Raw genomic sequence first — 15,378 nt, forward strand, 5'->3', positions numbered from 1 at the left:
TTCCCCCTTATGCTACTTTTCTACTATTTGTATTGCTTCCGCTTTTTTTACTTGTCATATAAGAGATTGCTAGTACAATCACAGTTGCGATAATCACATAAATAAGTGCTGAATTTTGTTTTCCTTCAAATACAACTTGATGGAATAAACCTGCAAGTGATCCACCTAAAATTGGACCAACTACTGGAATCCATGCATACTTCCAGTTTGAACCGCCTTTTCCTGCAATCGGAAGGAAGAAGTGTGCGATACGCGGACCTAAATCACGCGCTGGGTTAATTGCGTATCCTGTTGTCCCACCTAATGATAAACCAATACTTACAATTAAGAAACCTACGATAAATGGATTTAATCCATCTGCAAATTTATTTGCACCAATTGCTAATATACCAAATACTAAAACGAATGTTCCAATCATTTCACTTAAAAGGTTTGCAAATGTGTTCGGAATTGCTGGACCTGTTGCAAATACACCTAACTTTGTTCCTGGATCTTCTGTTTCTTTCCAGTGTGGTAAGTAATGTAAATATACGATAACTGCCCCGATAATTGCCCCAATCATTTGTGCTACGATATAACCTGGTACGTCACTCCATGGGAACGCTCCCTTAAATGCTAATCCTATCGTTAACGCTGGATTCAAATGTGCCCCACTAATTGATCCAACCGCATACGCTGCAACCGCTACTGCTAAGCCCCAGCCCATTGTAATAACAATCCAACCTGAATCTTTCGCAAACGATTTCTTTAAACTTACACCAGCACAAACGCCGCCACCAAGTACGATTAACAACGCAGTCCCTATTAACTCTCCTAAAAATGCTGACATAGTATCCCTCCACAATCAATTTAAACGCTTTCAAATGTGATAGAGGTAAAATGAATGGCCATTCGTTTTTGTCAAAAGAAAAAGACCCACAGCTTGCACGCTTCTATATAAATTTATATAGAAACAATGAAATGTGGATCTCTACTTTTCTCCGTCACGTTTATTAACTTGTCTATAATGTTAACCGCAAATGAAAGCGGTGTCAACGAAAAAATTCACATTTTCGTCACTTTTTTTGGTAATGTTTCCATAGTTCGCGTTTTGATGTCGTAATTGCTGTCGCACCAGCGTTTAAAGCTCTTTCCACATCTTCTACAGTACGAATAAAACCACCTGCTAAAATCGGTACACCAGTACGCTCTTTCACTTCAGCGATAACATCCGTTAATGCTCCAGGAAGTACCTCAATATAATCCGGTTTCGTCTTATCTAAAAGATTGCAGCTCTTCTCCATCGCACTCGAATCGATTAAAAAGATGCGTTGTATTGCCACAACACCTTTTTGCTTCGCCTTCATAATAACGCTCGCCTTTGTTGAAAGTAACCCGTACGGTCTAAACTCCTGACATAAATATTCCGTCGCATGCCCATCACTCTGCAAACCATGAATTAAATCCACATGTAAAAACACCTTTTTACAATATTGCTTCGCAAGCGATATAACACTCTTCAATTGGCCGACATGAATATCTAAAATAACGATATATTCATACGAACTATGTAATAGCTTTTCCAAATCTTTAATTTGCCTCACTGCCGGCAAAATTTTCTGTTCATGAAATTCCATTCTATATGTCCCCTTCTTTATGTCATCCTATCCTTTATAGTACACAATTTAAGTGAAAAGAACAGCTAGTGTTGGGGATTTCTTTCAAATCTTTCTCTTATCTATATATTTTCTTCAACTTATCCGATCCCATACCACCTATAATCATGAATGCAAGGGGCAAAAGATTCATTACATATGGCGCATCTGCTACAATTGTAATATTTGCTCCAGCAAACTTATTTAGCATCCATACAACGATTTTTGCAATAAACAAAAATACTCCTATCATAAATAGACTATCAAAAAACACCTTCCATTTTGGATACGCCAATTGCTTACTATCTTCAATTACTTTCTGCGTCAATTCTTCATCACTCCTTAGCAGTTCATCAATTGTAATACCGAACAGATCACTTAAATGAATAATAATTTCAATGCTCGGATAGTTCTTTCCCGTCTCCCATTTCGAAACAGATTGCCTGCTCACATGAAGTGTTTCAGCCAAATCATTTTGCGACCAATTTCTTTTTTCCCTTTCTTCTTTTAAACGCTCACTAAAAATCATACTGTGTTTATCACCTCTCTATGCCCATTATGTTCAAATAAATGATGAAGAGTAAAGCGAGTTATCGTTGCATTTCCTGCGCAACTTATACGTTACAGCTTATAATGGCGCTCTTTTATATGTATCTTCCCTATACTATGCTCCAATAATAATTTCCCGAACAATAATACAAGGAACGGATACTAATAAAGTGAAACTTTAATCAGCCCTCACCAATCGGGCTTTTACGGACAGCCTGCCCCCCACCTAACTTCTTTGATTCCGCTGAATTTTGAGGTGGGGTCTTACTGCCCGGCAAATAGCGGGATAAAGACTAGATTAGGCATAAAAAATACGCCATCCCTTCTTATCAGTCTCCAGAAAGAATAACGCAAATTTTCATTTTTACTCATCATTTTTCGGACTATATGAAAACCCCAGATATTTCACAACAGGCCACTTCTCCTTACGCAGAGAATCCATTACTTGCGGGCCAACATGTATATTACTCTCCACTATTTCTTTAGGAGTCAGTGCCATCCATTGATTTAACGATACATCTTCAAAACGATTGCTTCTGAACATCTCTAAAAACCATAATGTTTCGGTACCTGTATTTTGAATATAATGCCCCGTCGCAAACGGTACATATCCGACATCGCCAGCTCTATAATCAAATGTACGAGCGGTACCATTTCCAAGAAACACAGTCATTCTCGCTTCCCCTGTCAAATAATATTGCCATTCATCATTATTCGGGTGCCAATGAAGTTCTCTCATTCCGCCAGGCTCAACCTCAACGAGCGCTGCTGCGATTGTTTTGGAAATAGGGAAATTCGTAGAATCTACAATTCGAACGCTACCACCAGGCGTCTTAATCGGCTGTTGTTTTAACAATTCATATTTAAATGTTAAAGGAACTTCTCCTTTCGGTGATTGAACTTCCTGACTTTCAAGCGAACCTGGCACCTCTCCTTGATAAATATAAACTTGATCTGAAGGGATAGAACGAAAAGCACTCTCAGGTACTCCGAAATTAGCCGACAACACTTCTTTTGGCGTATGCGCAAACCAATCAGAAATAGCTAAAGTAGATAAATCAGAAAAATGTCCATCATCGAAAACGAGTAGAAATTCACAATGTTCCAATCCTTGAATGGAATGCGGAATACCAGGCGGAAAATACCAAAGATCACCTGGTCCAACATCAGCAATAAAATTCCGCCCATTTTGATCAACAGCCGTTATGCGTGCCCGTCCTAAAAGCATATACGCCCATTCCGCTTCTTTATGCCAATGTAGTTCTCGTACTCCACCGGCCGTTAAACTCATATTCACTCCCGCAATTGTCGTCGAAACCGGTAGTTCCCGAGCAGTAATCTCCCGGGACCACCCACCTTGTTTCAAAATCATAGAAGTGTCCGAGAATGAAAACTTCAAGTTAGGAACTAACCCTGCATCCGTTATAGGCGGAACAAGCATATTCGGATTTTGAATATCCCGCATAACATTACGAGGTCCAGAATCAATCGCACCTGCTCCGTCGCTGCGGATTGGTTGTGGCACATTCCTTCCTGCTTCATTAACAGTACGTTTCTTCATGATTACACTCCTTTTTCATCCGATTAGTAAGTAAAAAGCCTCCATCATAGTGTATGAATTGGGCTTTGGATGGTTACAGTTACTATGGAGTTACATCATCTGCCTATCATTATTGTTTTGTTCATTTCTCAACTTATACTAGTATGCTTAACGCTTAGGAAGACAAAAAATAAACTAGAACTAACAAAAAACCCTGTAAAATTTATTACAGAGTTTTTCACCAATTATTTATTGTTTTACATATCGAATACGAACATTATCGTCCATATGATAAATTTGTAATGTGTTTCCATAACTAATTTCTAACTCTTTACTTGCACCAACTGCACTTACAAATACCCCTTTAAATACTTTATTTTTAGTTGGTTTTACTACCGATACTCTTCGCTGCCTCTTCAAACAGTTTTGAACCTTCTTGTGCTTTACTTAATGATTGATGCATTTTACTCTCGTCTTCTTGGTCTAATGCATCAAAGAGAAGTTGGAAACAATCCGCATACAGTTCCATCGATTGCTTTATCTTCACTTGTTCTCCCTGTAATTCAGGAGGTGCTTGTAAATTCTTCAGTTTCTTCGTTGTTGCCTTTGCTCCACCTAAACTTAGTTGTACTTCACTTTTCTTTTGTTTGTATGATTTTACATCTGAATCTGCTATTCCTTCAATTAATTTCATTGTATCTTCAATTTGAGTAGCACTGTTTATGATATCTGCCTTATACCTTTCAACATCAGAACCAGTTACCTTACCAGTTGAAGAATTAGAAGAAGAACTTTGTTGACTACTTGATGAACTACTATTTGTACCTTCACCTTTCGCTACAGATAAGCTATCCTCTTTCTTGCTATCAGTTGACTTACTCTCTTTTTCAGTAGCCTTATTTTCTTTCTCTACCTTTTGCGTTTCTTCTTTCTTTGGTTCAGCTTTCTTACCATCAGTTTCAATTGTAATACAACCACTCAATAACATAACTGGTAACGCCAAACTTACTAATTTCTTTGCTTTCATGATTACTAATACCCCTTTATTTGTAAAATGTAGTGCAAACAAGTTAATATACTTAACTAATAAATTTCCCCCGAGTAATTTATTAAAATCTACTATCCATAGATTTCCTGTATATTCATAATTTTTCCACATATATCATTTTACAAAGAATTATATATTTGGTCAAAGGGATTTATGTAGTTCTTAAAAGGAAATTTTAATCGCAAAGAAAAGAAGCTAACAATAAATTGTTAACTTCTCAGCTTAAGGAAAAAATAGTATCTTTCCTTATCTTCTAATATCTAGGTTGTGATTGAATATTTGTAAGATGAACATCATACATATCAATGATTTCAAGAAATCTATCAGCTTCACGGAAAACATGGTCTGCCAATAATGGATGAATGATGCTCTTTATTTTACATTGCTCAATTAAATCACGTGCTGTTTTCTTAAAATCCCGAAGAGATGCAACTGACACGCGATTTTGATCTAAAAATTGATCTAAAAGAGGAGCTGTTTGGGATTGTGGTTTCATAGATTCTAAGTCAATTGCTTGATACATCAATTCATCAAAATCATTGCTAAAATTCCGTGCTGTATCTACAAGCTTTCTTTCCGATGGATCAAGAAGATGGCCAATAAATTTAGCATGGTCTGCCATAATCCTTAAAAAGAAAACATTTTCTTTAATAATAGCATCAGGAAGAGCATCTAATTTACCTTCATTTAATTGTATTAAACGTTTTCTAAAATAATCAGCTTCCCTACTTGTATGGTCAACTAAAAGTGGAAAGTTATTTTGTCCTGGCAATTTACATGTGAGAATTAATCCTAAAATTTTTCGTTTAAATCCCCAAATATTAGTTGCGGCTTGTTGTACTTCTGCATTAAATCTTTTTATTTGCTCAGGATCTGTTTCATTTGTATAGGAATGCGCTATTTGTTCAATATGTTCAAACAATCGATAAAATTGATTCGCCTCTTCGATTAGTTGAGTATCCTCGCATCTAAATCCTAAACGTAGAAAAAAAGAATGCTCCTTCATGATTCTAGACCAAAAACGAATTTCATTTAATGAACGCTCAACAAACATTACAGATGTAACACCTGTATCCGGATGTAATGAAGTTTCATCCCTATGCATTGTTAATCCCCCCCAGTAAAATCCCCGCTAGTTCCATTCTTATGAAGAAAAATATATATAAATGCCATCAATAAAAGTTTATGATGACTCTCTTATACATGTAAAATTAAACGAATATAACCTTAGCTCGATGAACATATACTGCTCCCCAGAAGAAAAAAAGCTACCACCTAGATGTAAAATCCTACTAGGTGGTAGCCTTTCAAAATTTCTATTAAAGCAATACCGAATCTTTATCACTATCTTGATTACGTTTCTCACGTTCTTCTTCTAAACGCTTCATATATACTTCGCCTTCTTTTTCGATAAACTCATTATCCATATCTTGCTCTTTTTTCGAAGTATATAAAACCATGTAGCCACTTAGTACAATCCCGACAATTACAAGATACACCCACCATGGTAAAGTTTCCAAATCACTTCATTCCTTTCCTTAGACAAGCCTTATTAGTTTCACTTTATGAGGAAAGAAGTGGATTTATGCTTAAAATTTTTATTGTGGATGCTTCGCGAAAAATGCTTGTACATATTCCATAAACTCAATTGGTTCCTGACGAAACGGTGCGTGGTATCCTTTTTCAATAATATGAAACGTACTATTTGCAAATAGCCCATGATACAGTTCACCATTTTTCCAAGAAACGCTCTTATCATGTCGTCCCCATATAATTAAAGTCGGTACCTTAATTTTATCAGCTTCCATCGCAATGCGGCGCTCTCTCATTTTCGTAAGCTGATCATAATGCTCTTTATCATCACGACTATTTTTCACTTCATTTTTATTATACTTCGTAATCTCGGTTACAGTTTGTAAGTCCGTCGATAGCGGTGGTACTTCATAACTTTCTTTTTGCTGGAAAGACTCAATTCCTGTAGCATCCGCCAAGATGAGATGCGTTACTGCATCCGGATATAAATACGCTAAATTCAAGGACATCTCTCCGCCCATCGAATGGCCAAGCACCGCAAACTGATCGTATCCGAGCTTCTTCATTAACTTATAATATAAATTCACTTGCGCAGGAAACGAATACTGAAAATCAACTGGCTTAGAAGAACGCCCAAACCCTAAAATATCAACCGCAATAATCGTATGGTCTCGCGCTAGTTCCGGATAAATATCACTAAACCCATCAGAAGAACCACCAAACCCATGCAACATGAGTAACGGCGGTTTTCCCTCACCAATTTGCTTAAAATAAATCGTCTGCCCATCAATTTGCGCCATACTCTCTTTCGTATTCAGCTTCATCATAACAGTATCTTTCACTTCTCCAACCTTCGCAATCGGCTTATCAACGAAGTTACATACGATAAGCAAAACAAGCACAATACCGCTAATCAAATAAAACTTAAACCGTTTCAACATTCCCGTCTCCTTTCTTGAGTTGCTATTTAAAGTTTTTACATTTTTTGGTTATTTTATGTTATCCTTTTAATTGTAACTAAAACAGTTACAATTATACTAAAAAAATATAACTCACTTCTATTACTAATGGTTATTATGTAACTATTATAGTTACACATTTAAAGTAAGTCAATTCTTTTCTCTACATGGCCTGAAAATAGAAAAAGGGACTCCATATTGAAGTCCCTTTCTTTGTTATTATAGTTGGCTTACTCCGCCGCCGTCGCCTTTATTATCTGCTGGTGCTCCTCCTGTTTCGCCAATGTTAACGTAGTCTGGTCTTGCTGGTGCTCCTCCGTCACCAATATTAACTGCTTGCTGTGTAGTAGAAGAAAAATTAAGTCCCAATGAAAGAATCCCTACAAAAATTAATCCTTTTGCTATTACGCCTACTTTTTTCATTATTTCAACGCCCCTTTTTCTAAATGTTTTTTCTGTGCTTGATTATTTATATAAAAATATTTACTTGCCTTTACATGGTTTTCTTCTTTATAAAATTGCATAGCTAAAATCTCAGTATATTCTTGAATACAATCCAACAAACCTTCTTTCTCAAAATATAAAATCCCATTTAAAATAGTGGATTCTAATAATACACTAGACGTCTTTTGATTCATTTCCTTTAAAATTACAAAACGGTGCTGAAATTCTTTATTTTGTATCTTATTACATATATCTAATCCTTTTTCAATTAATTCAGCGGCAGTATCGATTTTTCCAATTTTGTAATATTCACGTGCTAATACAAACATTGCTTTGAAATGTTTGGGATTACTTTTTATTACTTCTACTAAATGTCGAATTGCTAAACTCGAAAGGTTTTGACTTGCATATAACCATGCTAAATTATGACGAACCATTGTAATAAATCTTTCATTATCTATCTTTTGAAATACATCTAATGCCAAATTCAACTTCTCTTCGGCTTGTTCATATTGCTTTAAATCAATACAAGCCATTGCAAAAATATTCTCACACAAAGCAATACAAACTTCATAGCCAGGATGTTTTTCATATTCATCTTTTGCTAAACGTATTTGATCAATCGCCATCAATGGTTTATACGTTTGATAAGACAAATATGCAAATCTATAATTGAATTCAGCATGTTCCAACGAAGATGTTATATATTTAAGTAATTTCCCAGCCTCTTCAAAGTGATTTTGTGACTCAATGTAATTTGATATATACATTGCATGAATACCTTTAAATAAGTGATAATAATGTGTTAAAAGTGCGTCATCAGGAATTATAAAGGTATTAATTTCATCAAAACTATTCTCTGTAATACTCAAACTATCAATTAGCACATGATAACGGAATTTTAATAATGTGTGATAAAATGCCGCATACTGATCTTCTTTAATATAAATAACCTTGGACTCTATTTCCTCATTTAGTACTTTCGCTTTAACCACATCTTGTTTTAACATTGAATGATACCAATCATCCAATAAGTGTCTCATTTGCTCCCGCGTTACTACATCTGCTCCCATACACTCGCATCCCCTTTTCTCCAAAATTACAAAATTAGGATTTTTATACAATTATCAAAATTGTATATTACCACTCCTTTTCTATGTATTGAAAAATAATTATCAGAAAATTTAATATTTTAATTAATTATACCAAAGTTTTCCTTTTTAATAACTTGAGAAATAATTGTCAGAAAACTTACTAAGATAAATAAAAAAGCAAGCAGTTCCAGCACTCCGCTAAAACTACTTGCTCTCCTACTTACTATCTCTATTTTTACTCTTTAATGAATTCCTTCGTACTTCTCACTGTATCAATTGGACGAACTAATTTTTCAATTTCTTCACGTTTTGGCTCTAGGAATGGAGGTAAAGATAATTTTTCGCCAAGTGTTTCGTATGGCTCATCTCCCATAAACCCTGGGCCGTCTGTTGCAAATTCAAATAAGATTTGTGGTGCAACTCTTGCGTATAATGATTCAAAGAAATGACGGTCTACATAACCAGATGAAGGAAGTCCAACCCTACTGATTCTCTCAATCCATTCTTCTAATACAGCGCGATCTTCTACGCGGAATGCAGCATGGTGCACTGTACCAAAACCTTGTTGTGCTTCAGGAAGAACCGTATTATGTTCTACGATGACAGATGCACCGTTTCCACCTTTATTCACTTCAAATAAATAGAATTCTCCTTCTTGCGCAACCTCTTTAAATAATAAAACTTTTTCTAACACTTCTTTGAAGAAACTAAAGTTTGCGATACGAATGAATACAGGTCCTAAACCAGTAATTGCGTATTCTAATGGTACTGGTCCGTTTTGCCATGGTGTACCTGATTCGATTCCTTTATCAAGTTCATCTGAGATTAATTGATAGTGTTGATCATCAAAGTCAACGAAAGAAAGAGTTTTCTTACCAAATTGCTCTTTAATTCCTGTATGTTCTACTTCAAGACGATCAAAACGTTTTACCCAATATGCTAACGCTGCATCAGTTGGAACACGGAATGAAGTTTTTGAAATTTCATTTGTACCGTGTACTCCTTTTGGAATACCTGGGAAGTCAAAGAATGTCATATCTGTTCCTGCACTACCTTTATCATCTGCAAAGAATAAATGATACGTTTGAATGTCATCTTGGTTTACTGTTTTTTTAACTAAACGCATTCCTAAAACGTGAGTGAAAAACTCATAGTTTTTTTCTGCACTACTTGTAATCGCTGTAACGTGGTGAATTCCTTTTAATTGGTTCATTTTATATTCCTCCAATGGGTTTCATTTATATGTTAAAGTTGTATATTTTCTTCTATTACTTCTCTTCAATCGGTGCTAAATTCACTTCAATCTCTGCACGCTGATCTTCTAAGAACGGTGGTAAATCCAGTTTTTCTCCTAAATGTTCCACATCTCCATCAACTGTAAATCCTGGGCCATCTGTTGCAATTTCAAATAGGATTCCGTTTGATTCGCGGAAATATAAGCTTTTAAAATAGAAACGGTCGATGATTCCTGAAGAATGGAAGCCTCTTTGTTTCACCTGTTCTTCCCAATAAGCAAGCTCTGCATCGTTTTTCACGCGAATTGCTAAGTGGTGAATGCTACCGCGGCCTGGTTTTTCAGTAGGACCATCTAAATATTTCACAACGATTTCTCCGAAAGCCTCTCCTTTAATGGACTGGAAAATTGCTTCTTTATCATTTCGGCTAACCTCTGTATAACCAAACATCTCTGTAAGTGTACTCGCCATTTTATCAAGTCTGCGAACTGTCATTTCTACAGAACCCATTCCTTGAATTTGATGCTTTGCAGGAACTTCTGATTTCTCCCAAGTTTCCCAGTGCTCTACTTTTTCTCCGTTTGAAACGAGTAATACTAAGCGAAGACCTTCAGCATCCTCAAACTGCAAAGCAGGACGATTTGCATATGTTTTTATTTCACTATGTTTTACATCAAATTCCTCAAATCGCGCTTTCCAGTAATGTAAGCTTTCCTCTGAAGGAACGAGTAATCCAATTCGAGTAATCGCATTCGTACCGCGATATGTTCTTCCTACTAAAGGAATTTCAAAAAATGATAACTCTGTACCCGGACTTCCTGTTTTATCTCCGTAAAATAAATGGTACATTGACGGATCATCTTGGTTCACTGTCATTTTCACACGACGTAATCCAAGCACATTTTTATAAAAGTGATTATTTTCATTTACATTTTTCGTAACCATTGAAATGTGATGATGCCCTTTAATTTTATACATTTGTAATTCCTCCGCTTCGTTTTACTAGTCAAGTGATGATAAAAAAATACTATGCTTTTTAGCTTTTCAATTTATTCTCATTAATGTTTTCGTAAATTCATCTTAGTTTTTACTGTATAAGTTACTTTGTTTTTTAATCGAAAACAACTGAGTGTATGTTTTTCATATGGCTCAATTGCTTTCGTTACTATCACTTTACAACTCAAGTGATTAAAAAGCAAGTATTTTATCTCGAATTCGAGATATTTTTTTATTAAATAACATTTTGGACTAAAAACACGAGAAATTCTTGGTTTGAGGACATTATAAAATTCATAAGTTGATGGATGTGAGATATCGCCAGCATTTTTGAAAAAAACACGCTAAGAGTATGCGAGATTTTATACAGTTTTTTCGTTAATCCAATAACAGACAAGAACCCTAAAACCGCACCAGAATAGGAATGTATAAAAAATTGCATAGATTGATAGAACAAAAAAAGGAGGTTCCCTTGTGAGAGTAGGGTTCCTCCTTTTTCCTTGCTACCGATAATAGGACGTTATGTTAACTGATCATGTATAGGATATTCATATAGAAATTGTTTCTATCAATGCTGAATTATACAAAGAAGGAGGCATGATAATGAAAAAAGAACAATTAATATTAATTGCTAGTCTTACTCTTTTATTTCCTGTCCTTGAATTTTTCTTCCAGAAATATGATTACTTCAATTTTTACGCACATATAGGTATTATAGCCATTGCTGTATCAACTGTTGTATTCACACTCCATTATATAAAACAAATTTATTGGAAATTATCGATCGTATGAGGAAATTATGAAAGAATAGAATTTAATTGAATATGTTTTCTATTACCCGTTTCAAGCTTTTCCCCATACCTTTTACTGCCCATACTAGTTTAATGAACACTTTAAAGATAGCATCCCATACGTGTTCATTAATAAAAAATTCGTATACTTTCTTTAACCACTCTTTCGGGGATTTACTCTTACGTTTAAACCTTTGCCAATGCGTTTCTTCACTAGTTTTCATAACTACCCCTTCTTTCTTAATCGAATATGCTTTCTATTAGAAGTTTTAACACCTCGCTATAATGATGAAAAGAACGAGGTTTATCATATCTGGCAATTTAATCACTCCTAATTTTAAATTAAATTCATTATATAACGATTTCTAAATTTTTAGTTAATTACTAGTGAGAATTAAGCAAAATTTAAACAAAAACACCTATGTTAGGCTTTAGTTACAGGTTTTCCCCCTATAAAATCAACTATTTGCGCCACCAACTATGGGGTACGCGAATTACTTTGATATTATCTTTGAACGAACAAAATAACTCCTTTCGAAAAACAAATGAACTGATATTAATCAACTTCCAATATCGAGAATTATGTAAATAAGCTGCCCATATGGACAGCTTATTGTATTTTTTGCTTAACATATTTTTTCTGAAATGCTGGCGGTACTCAATTTAAAAGTTGATATGCCCCCATTCTAGTGGCAAGATATGTTTTATTAGTTCTTCGTTACACCCATGCGTACTTCTTAACTATTTTATTTCATTTTTAATAAAGTGAAACTTTAATCAGTGGGGGTTTTCTTCCCCCCCACTGATTATCAGCCCTCACCAATCGGACTTTAATGACTTAACATTATGCTTATCTTGGGAGCAAGGTATTTTATCGGTGAGTGTATACAAACCATGTAATGCTTGCTGTTAATAATGCTGACGAAATCAAAGCTGTAAGAACACTATATGTTTGCCACATAAGTATTGTTGACCAATCGAAAGCGCAGCACAGTATACCCAGAGCAATCGTAGCGATCAGGAAAATAACTGTTACGGTTATTCTCTTTTTTGTCATTGGCTGTCGCTCATTCGTTCTCCTTCTGCGTAATCCTAAGAGAAATAGCAAAACGGCCAATAGGCAAAAAATAATTGTGATAGACGACAAAATGATATCCAAAAGCTGTGTGCCGCTTATTTCATATGACTGAGTTAGATTGCCTTCTAATATATCTTTAACTTTTAGTACCATGTTTGTATTGGTATTTGTGCCGTTACTCAGCAAGGAGACGGCTGTTCGTTCATTTGGCAGTATGACTACTTCGGTTCTGAAATTTGGATTGCCCCCAGTGTGTTCTATAATCGTTTGTTCGGCATTTACGGACCAACCTGCCGCATAATACATACCGTTGACAGCCGAAACAGACATATCACCCCTATGTGATTTTTCGATAACCGTGTGAAATATTTCGGGTATGTCCTGCACGATACCCATCTGTATGCCCAGCCAACGAGCCATATCTTTTGTATTAGAAATGATGTAGCCTGCGGGTTTATTCCCAGCATAATCCGGAGCTTTAAATGGAGTTGTCATAAAAAAGGAAGAACGGTAGCCCTGTGCCAACTGTCCAGTAGCTTGAGCATCTTCTTTATAAACATACGTCTGGTGAAGACCTAGCGGCTGAAATACCTGTTCCTTCATAAAGTCTTCATAGCTTTGTCGCGACACAATCTCAATAACCAAACCCAATACGTCATAATTAACGGTTCCATAGTTATACTGTTCACCGGGAGGGAACGCCAATTCAGCATCAACGAGCATTTCCACAGTCTTTTGCAACATATCCGGTGTATTGCCTTGTGGAATATTTTGAAGATGCCTAATATTTGTTAGACCACTGGTATGGTGAAGAAAGTTATTTAGTGTAAGACTTTGCATATCAACAGGTTTCCCTTGATACTTTAATGTAAACCAAGGTAAATATTTTTGGACAGGGTCAGTCATTGAGAGCAGCCCTTGCTCTTCCAATAGCATAATACCCATACCGGTAAAAGCTTTACTGACCGAGGCTAACTCATAGAGTGTATTTTCACTTGCAGACAACCCCTTTTCACGGTCTGCATACCCTGAAGAAAAGTAGAACACTTCATCATCAGCAAGTATTGAGATTGACATTCCCGGCACACCTGATATACGACAGGCATCATCTAGCAACGCTTGTATTGCCGCAGATTGCGAATCTGACAACGCATAACTTTGTGTTGCGAATCCTGAGAATAATATAAATATCGTTAATACAAAAACAATAATCTTTTTCATAAACTCTCCCTTTTGGAAAATTATAAGAAAATAATATAAATAACCTCCTTTTACAACTACGAAACTAATTTTAATGTATCTTTCTATTCACATGTATAATATCAAATGATTGCGAATAGTTACACTTGAACGAACAGATGGATGTAATTTGAAACAACTTTAAAGAGCCTTGCTACGTAGAATGTAGTAAGGCTCTTAGCTTTTTAATAATCAAAATTCAATAACTTTATTATCATTATACAACAGCCTCACTAAGTGTATTAACACTTAATGAGGCCACTTTATTCACACTATTAATTATGGAACGACGGCTTATAGAACGAACGATTATCAAGCGCAAAGACACGCTCTGTGTATTCGCCTGGTTTTGTGCGTCCTAATGCGCGGTCCATCATGTTCATTTTTGCATCTAAGTTATCGATGTAATGCAGAATTTCTGCTTCTTTTACTAATGGTGGTTTTGGGCTACCCCATTCCGCTTTTCCGTGGTGAGAAAGGACGATGTGTTGAAGAATTAATACTTCTTCTGCATCGATTTGCAATTCGTCTGCTGCTTTACCAATTTCGTTCACCATAATAGAAATGTGGCCTAGTAAATTTCCTTCTAACGTATACGTTGTAGAAATTGGGCCAGATAGTTCGATTACTTTACCAAGGTCATGTAAAATAACACCTGCATATAGTAAGTCTTTATCTAACGATGGGTATAGATTTGAGATAGCTTTCGCTAAATCAAGCATCGATACGACGTGATAAGCTAGTCCAGATACGAACTCGTGATGGTTCTTTGTCGCTGCTGGATAGTCTAAAAATTCGTTTTGATGCTTATTTAATAAATGTCTTGTTAGACGCTGAATGTTCGGGTTTCTCATTTCAAATATGTATTGCGTAATTTTCTCAACCATATCTTCTTTTTTCACTGGTGCTTTTTCTACGAAGTCTGAGATATCTGTTACTTCATTTTCATTCGCAACTCGAATTTGTTTCACACGTAATTGAATACGTCCTTTGTAGTTTAAAATATCTCCAGCTACTTTCACGATTGTTTCCGCTACATATTGTTTCTCAACTTCTGGTGATACGTCCCACAATTTCGCTTCAATATCTCCACTTGGATCTTGTAAGATTACTGTTAAAAATGGCTTTCCATTGCTTGCGATACCTTTTGTCGCTGTTTTAATTAACAAGAAAATATCGACTTGTTCACCAACTTCATACTCTGCAATTTTCTTTTTCATTCGAATTCCTCCACCAAA

17 protein-coding genes are annotated in these 15,378 nt (G+C 35.7%); 1 reads left to right on the forward strand and 16 read right to left on the reverse strand.

What is annotated here, in order from left to right:
- Positions 1-7: 7 nt before the first annotated feature.
- The 13 genes from glpF to MKY38_RS16775 form a co-directional block, all read right to left on the reverse strand.
- Positions 8-829 carry a glycerol uptake facilitator protein GlpF gene (gene glpF / locus MKY38_RS16715; RefSeq protein WP_001272200.1) on the reverse strand — a complete coding sequence of 274 codons (822 nt, stop codon included), beginning with the start codon at positions 827-829 and terminating at the stop codon, positions 8-10.
- A 226-nt stretch (positions 830-1,055) separates the two neighbouring features.
- Positions 1,056-1,616: a glycerol uptake operon antiterminator GlpP gene (gene glpP, locus MKY38_RS16720; RefSeq protein ID WP_000394285.1), complete on the reverse strand. Its 561-nt coding sequence runs from the start codon at positions 1,614-1,616 to the stop codon at positions 1,056-1,058.
- A 97-nt stretch (positions 1,617-1,713) separates the two neighbouring features.
- On the reverse strand, positions 1,714-2,163 hold the full coding sequence (locus MKY38_RS16725) for a helix-turn-helix domain-containing protein (RefSeq protein WP_065223807.1): 450 nt from the start codon (positions 2,161-2,163) through the stop codon (positions 1,714-1,716).
- A gap of 384 nt (positions 2,164-2,547) precedes the next feature.
- Positions 2,548-3,744: an oxalate decarboxylase family bicupin gene (locus tag MKY38_RS16730; protein ID WP_341049182.1), complete on the reverse strand. Its 1,197-nt coding sequence runs from the start codon at positions 3,742-3,744 to the stop codon at positions 2,548-2,550.
- 228 nt (positions 3,745-3,972) lie between these two features.
- Positions 3,973-4,143, reverse strand: a complete 171-nt coding sequence (locus MKY38_RS16735; RefSeq protein ID WP_176512378.1) for a hypothetical protein — start codon at positions 4,141-4,143, stop codon at positions 3,973-3,975.
- Positions 4,103-4,750: a DUF7018 domain-containing (lipo)protein gene (locus MKY38_RS16740; RefSeq protein WP_341050315.1), complete on the reverse strand. Its 648-nt coding sequence runs from the start codon at positions 4,748-4,750 to the stop codon at positions 4,103-4,105. The genes MKY38_RS16735 and MKY38_RS16740 overlap by 41 nt, the downstream gene beginning before the upstream one ends.
- A gap of 274 nt (positions 4,751-5,024) precedes the next feature.
- Entirely contained in the window at positions 5,025-5,876 is an 852-nt protein-coding gene (locus MKY38_RS16745; RefSeq protein WP_000554479.1) for a DUF2935 domain-containing protein, read from the reverse strand.
- 214 nt (positions 5,877-6,090) lie between these two features.
- A complete protein-coding gene (locus tag MKY38_RS16750) occupies positions 6,091-6,291 on the reverse strand; it encodes a sporulation YhaL family protein (protein ID WP_000449223.1) in 201 nt (66 codons plus the stop codon).
- Between the two features lie 78 nt (positions 6,292-6,369).
- On the reverse strand, positions 6,370-7,245 hold the full coding sequence (locus MKY38_RS16755) for an alpha/beta fold hydrolase (protein WP_341049184.1): 876 nt from the start codon (positions 7,243-7,245) through the stop codon (positions 6,370-6,372).
- 237 nt (positions 7,246-7,482) lie between these two features.
- Complete coding sequence (locus MKY38_RS16760; RefSeq protein WP_070179909.1) at positions 7,483-7,686, reverse strand: Phr family secreted Rap phosphatase inhibitor; 204 nt, start codon at positions 7,684-7,686, stop codon at positions 7,483-7,485.
- A complete protein-coding gene (locus tag MKY38_RS16765) occupies positions 7,686-8,780 on the reverse strand; it encodes a response regulator aspartate phosphatase (protein WP_070179908.1) in 1,095 nt (364 codons plus the stop codon). Before MKY38_RS16765 ends, MKY38_RS16760 begins: the two co-directional genes overlap by 1 nt.
- Before the next feature lie 256 nt (positions 8,781-9,036).
- Positions 9,037-10,014, reverse strand: a complete 978-nt coding sequence (locus tag MKY38_RS16770; protein WP_070179907.1) for a ring-cleaving dioxygenase — start codon at positions 10,012-10,014, stop codon at positions 9,037-9,039.
- Between the two features lie 55 nt (positions 10,015-10,069).
- A complete protein-coding gene (locus MKY38_RS16775) occupies positions 10,070-11,014 on the reverse strand; it encodes a ring-cleaving dioxygenase (protein ID WP_078385422.1) in 945 nt (314 codons plus the stop codon).
- Between the two features lie 621 nt (positions 11,015-11,635).
- Between MKY38_RS16775 and MKY38_RS16780 the strand changes: the two genes are divergently transcribed.
- The gene (locus tag MKY38_RS16780; RefSeq protein WP_000712159.1) at positions 11,636-11,824 is read left to right on the forward strand and encodes a hypothetical protein; all 189 of its coding nucleotides are present in this window, start codon (positions 11,636-11,638) and stop codon (positions 11,822-11,824) included.
- Positions 11,825-11,846: 22 nt separating this feature from the next.
- Here MKY38_RS16780 and MKY38_RS16785 read toward each other — a convergent pair whose 3' ends face one another.
- The 3 genes from MKY38_RS16785 to yhaM form a co-directional block, all read right to left on the reverse strand.
- Entirely contained in the window at positions 11,847-12,047 is a 201-nt protein-coding gene (locus MKY38_RS16785) for a hypothetical protein (RefSeq protein WP_017658129.1), read from the reverse strand.
- A gap of 647 nt (positions 12,048-12,694) precedes the next feature.
- Entirely contained in the window at positions 12,695-14,122 is a 1,428-nt protein-coding gene (locus tag MKY38_RS16790) for a serine hydrolase domain-containing protein (RefSeq protein ID WP_070179905.1), read from the reverse strand.
- A 293-nt stretch (positions 14,123-14,415) separates the two neighbouring features.
- Positions 14,416-15,360 carry a 3'-5' exoribonuclease YhaM gene (yhaM, locus tag MKY38_RS16795; RefSeq protein WP_000726638.1) on the reverse strand — a complete coding sequence of 315 codons (945 nt, stop codon included), beginning with the start codon at positions 15,358-15,360 and terminating at the stop codon, positions 14,416-14,418.
- Positions 15,361-15,378: the final 18 nt, after the last annotated feature.

Source organism: Bacillus sp. FSL R5-0585, assembly GCF_038004545.1.
Lineage (GTDB): Bacteria > Bacillota > Bacilli > Bacillales > Bacillaceae_G > Bacillus_A > Bacillus_A cereus.

Coding starts and splice junctions, on each gene's coding strand:
- glpF (WP_001272200.1), bottom strand. CDS start 829: ATGTCAGCATTTTTAGGAGAGTTAATAGGGACTGCGTTGTTAATCGTA.
- glpP (WP_000394285.1), bottom strand. CDS start 1,616: ATGGAATTTCATGAACAGAAAATTTTGCCGGCAGTGAGGCAAATTAAA.
- MKY38_RS16725 (WP_065223807.1), bottom strand. CDS start 2,163: ATGATTTTTAGTGAGCGTTTAAAAGAAGAAAGGGAAAAAAGAAATTGG.
- MKY38_RS16730 (WP_341049182.1), bottom strand. CDS start 3,744: ATGAAGAAACGTACTGTTAATGAAGCAGGAAGGAATGTGCCACAACCA.
- MKY38_RS16740 (WP_341050315.1), bottom strand. CDS start 4,750: ATGAAAGCAAAGAAATTAGTAAGTTTGGCGTTACCAGTTATGTTATTG.
- MKY38_RS16745 (WP_000554479.1), bottom strand. CDS start 5,876: ATGCATAGGGATGAAACTTCATTACATCCGGATACAGGTGTTACATCT.
- MKY38_RS16755 (WP_341049184.1), bottom strand. CDS start 7,245: ATGTTGAAACGGTTTAAGTTTTATTTGATTAGCGGTATTGTGCTTGTT.
- MKY38_RS16760 (WP_070179909.1), bottom strand. CDS start 7,686: ATGAAAAAAGTAGGCGTAATAGCAAAAGGATTAATTTTTGTAGGGATT.
- MKY38_RS16765 (WP_070179908.1), bottom strand. CDS start 8,780: ATGGGAGCAGATGTAGTAACGCGGGAGCAAATGAGACACTTATTGGAT.
- MKY38_RS16770 (WP_070179907.1), bottom strand. CDS start 10,014: ATGAACCAATTAAAAGGAATTCACCACGTTACAGCGATTACAAGTAGT.
- MKY38_RS16775 (WP_078385422.1), bottom strand. CDS start 11,014: ATGTATAAAATTAAAGGGCATCATCACATTTCAATGGTTACGAAAAAT.
- MKY38_RS16780 (WP_000712159.1), top strand. CDS start 11,636: ATGAAAAAAGAACAATTAATATTAATTGCTAGTCTTACTCTTTTATTT.
- MKY38_RS16785 (WP_017658129.1), bottom strand. CDS start 12,047: ATGAAAACTAGTGAAGAAACGCATTGGCAAAGGTTTAAACGTAAGAGT.
- MKY38_RS16790 (WP_070179905.1), bottom strand. CDS start 14,122: ATGAAAAAGATTATTGTTTTTGTATTAACGATATTTATATTATTCTCA.
- yhaM (WP_000726638.1), bottom strand. CDS start 15,360: ATGAAAAAGAAAATTGCAGAGTATGAAGTTGGTGAACAAGTCGATATT.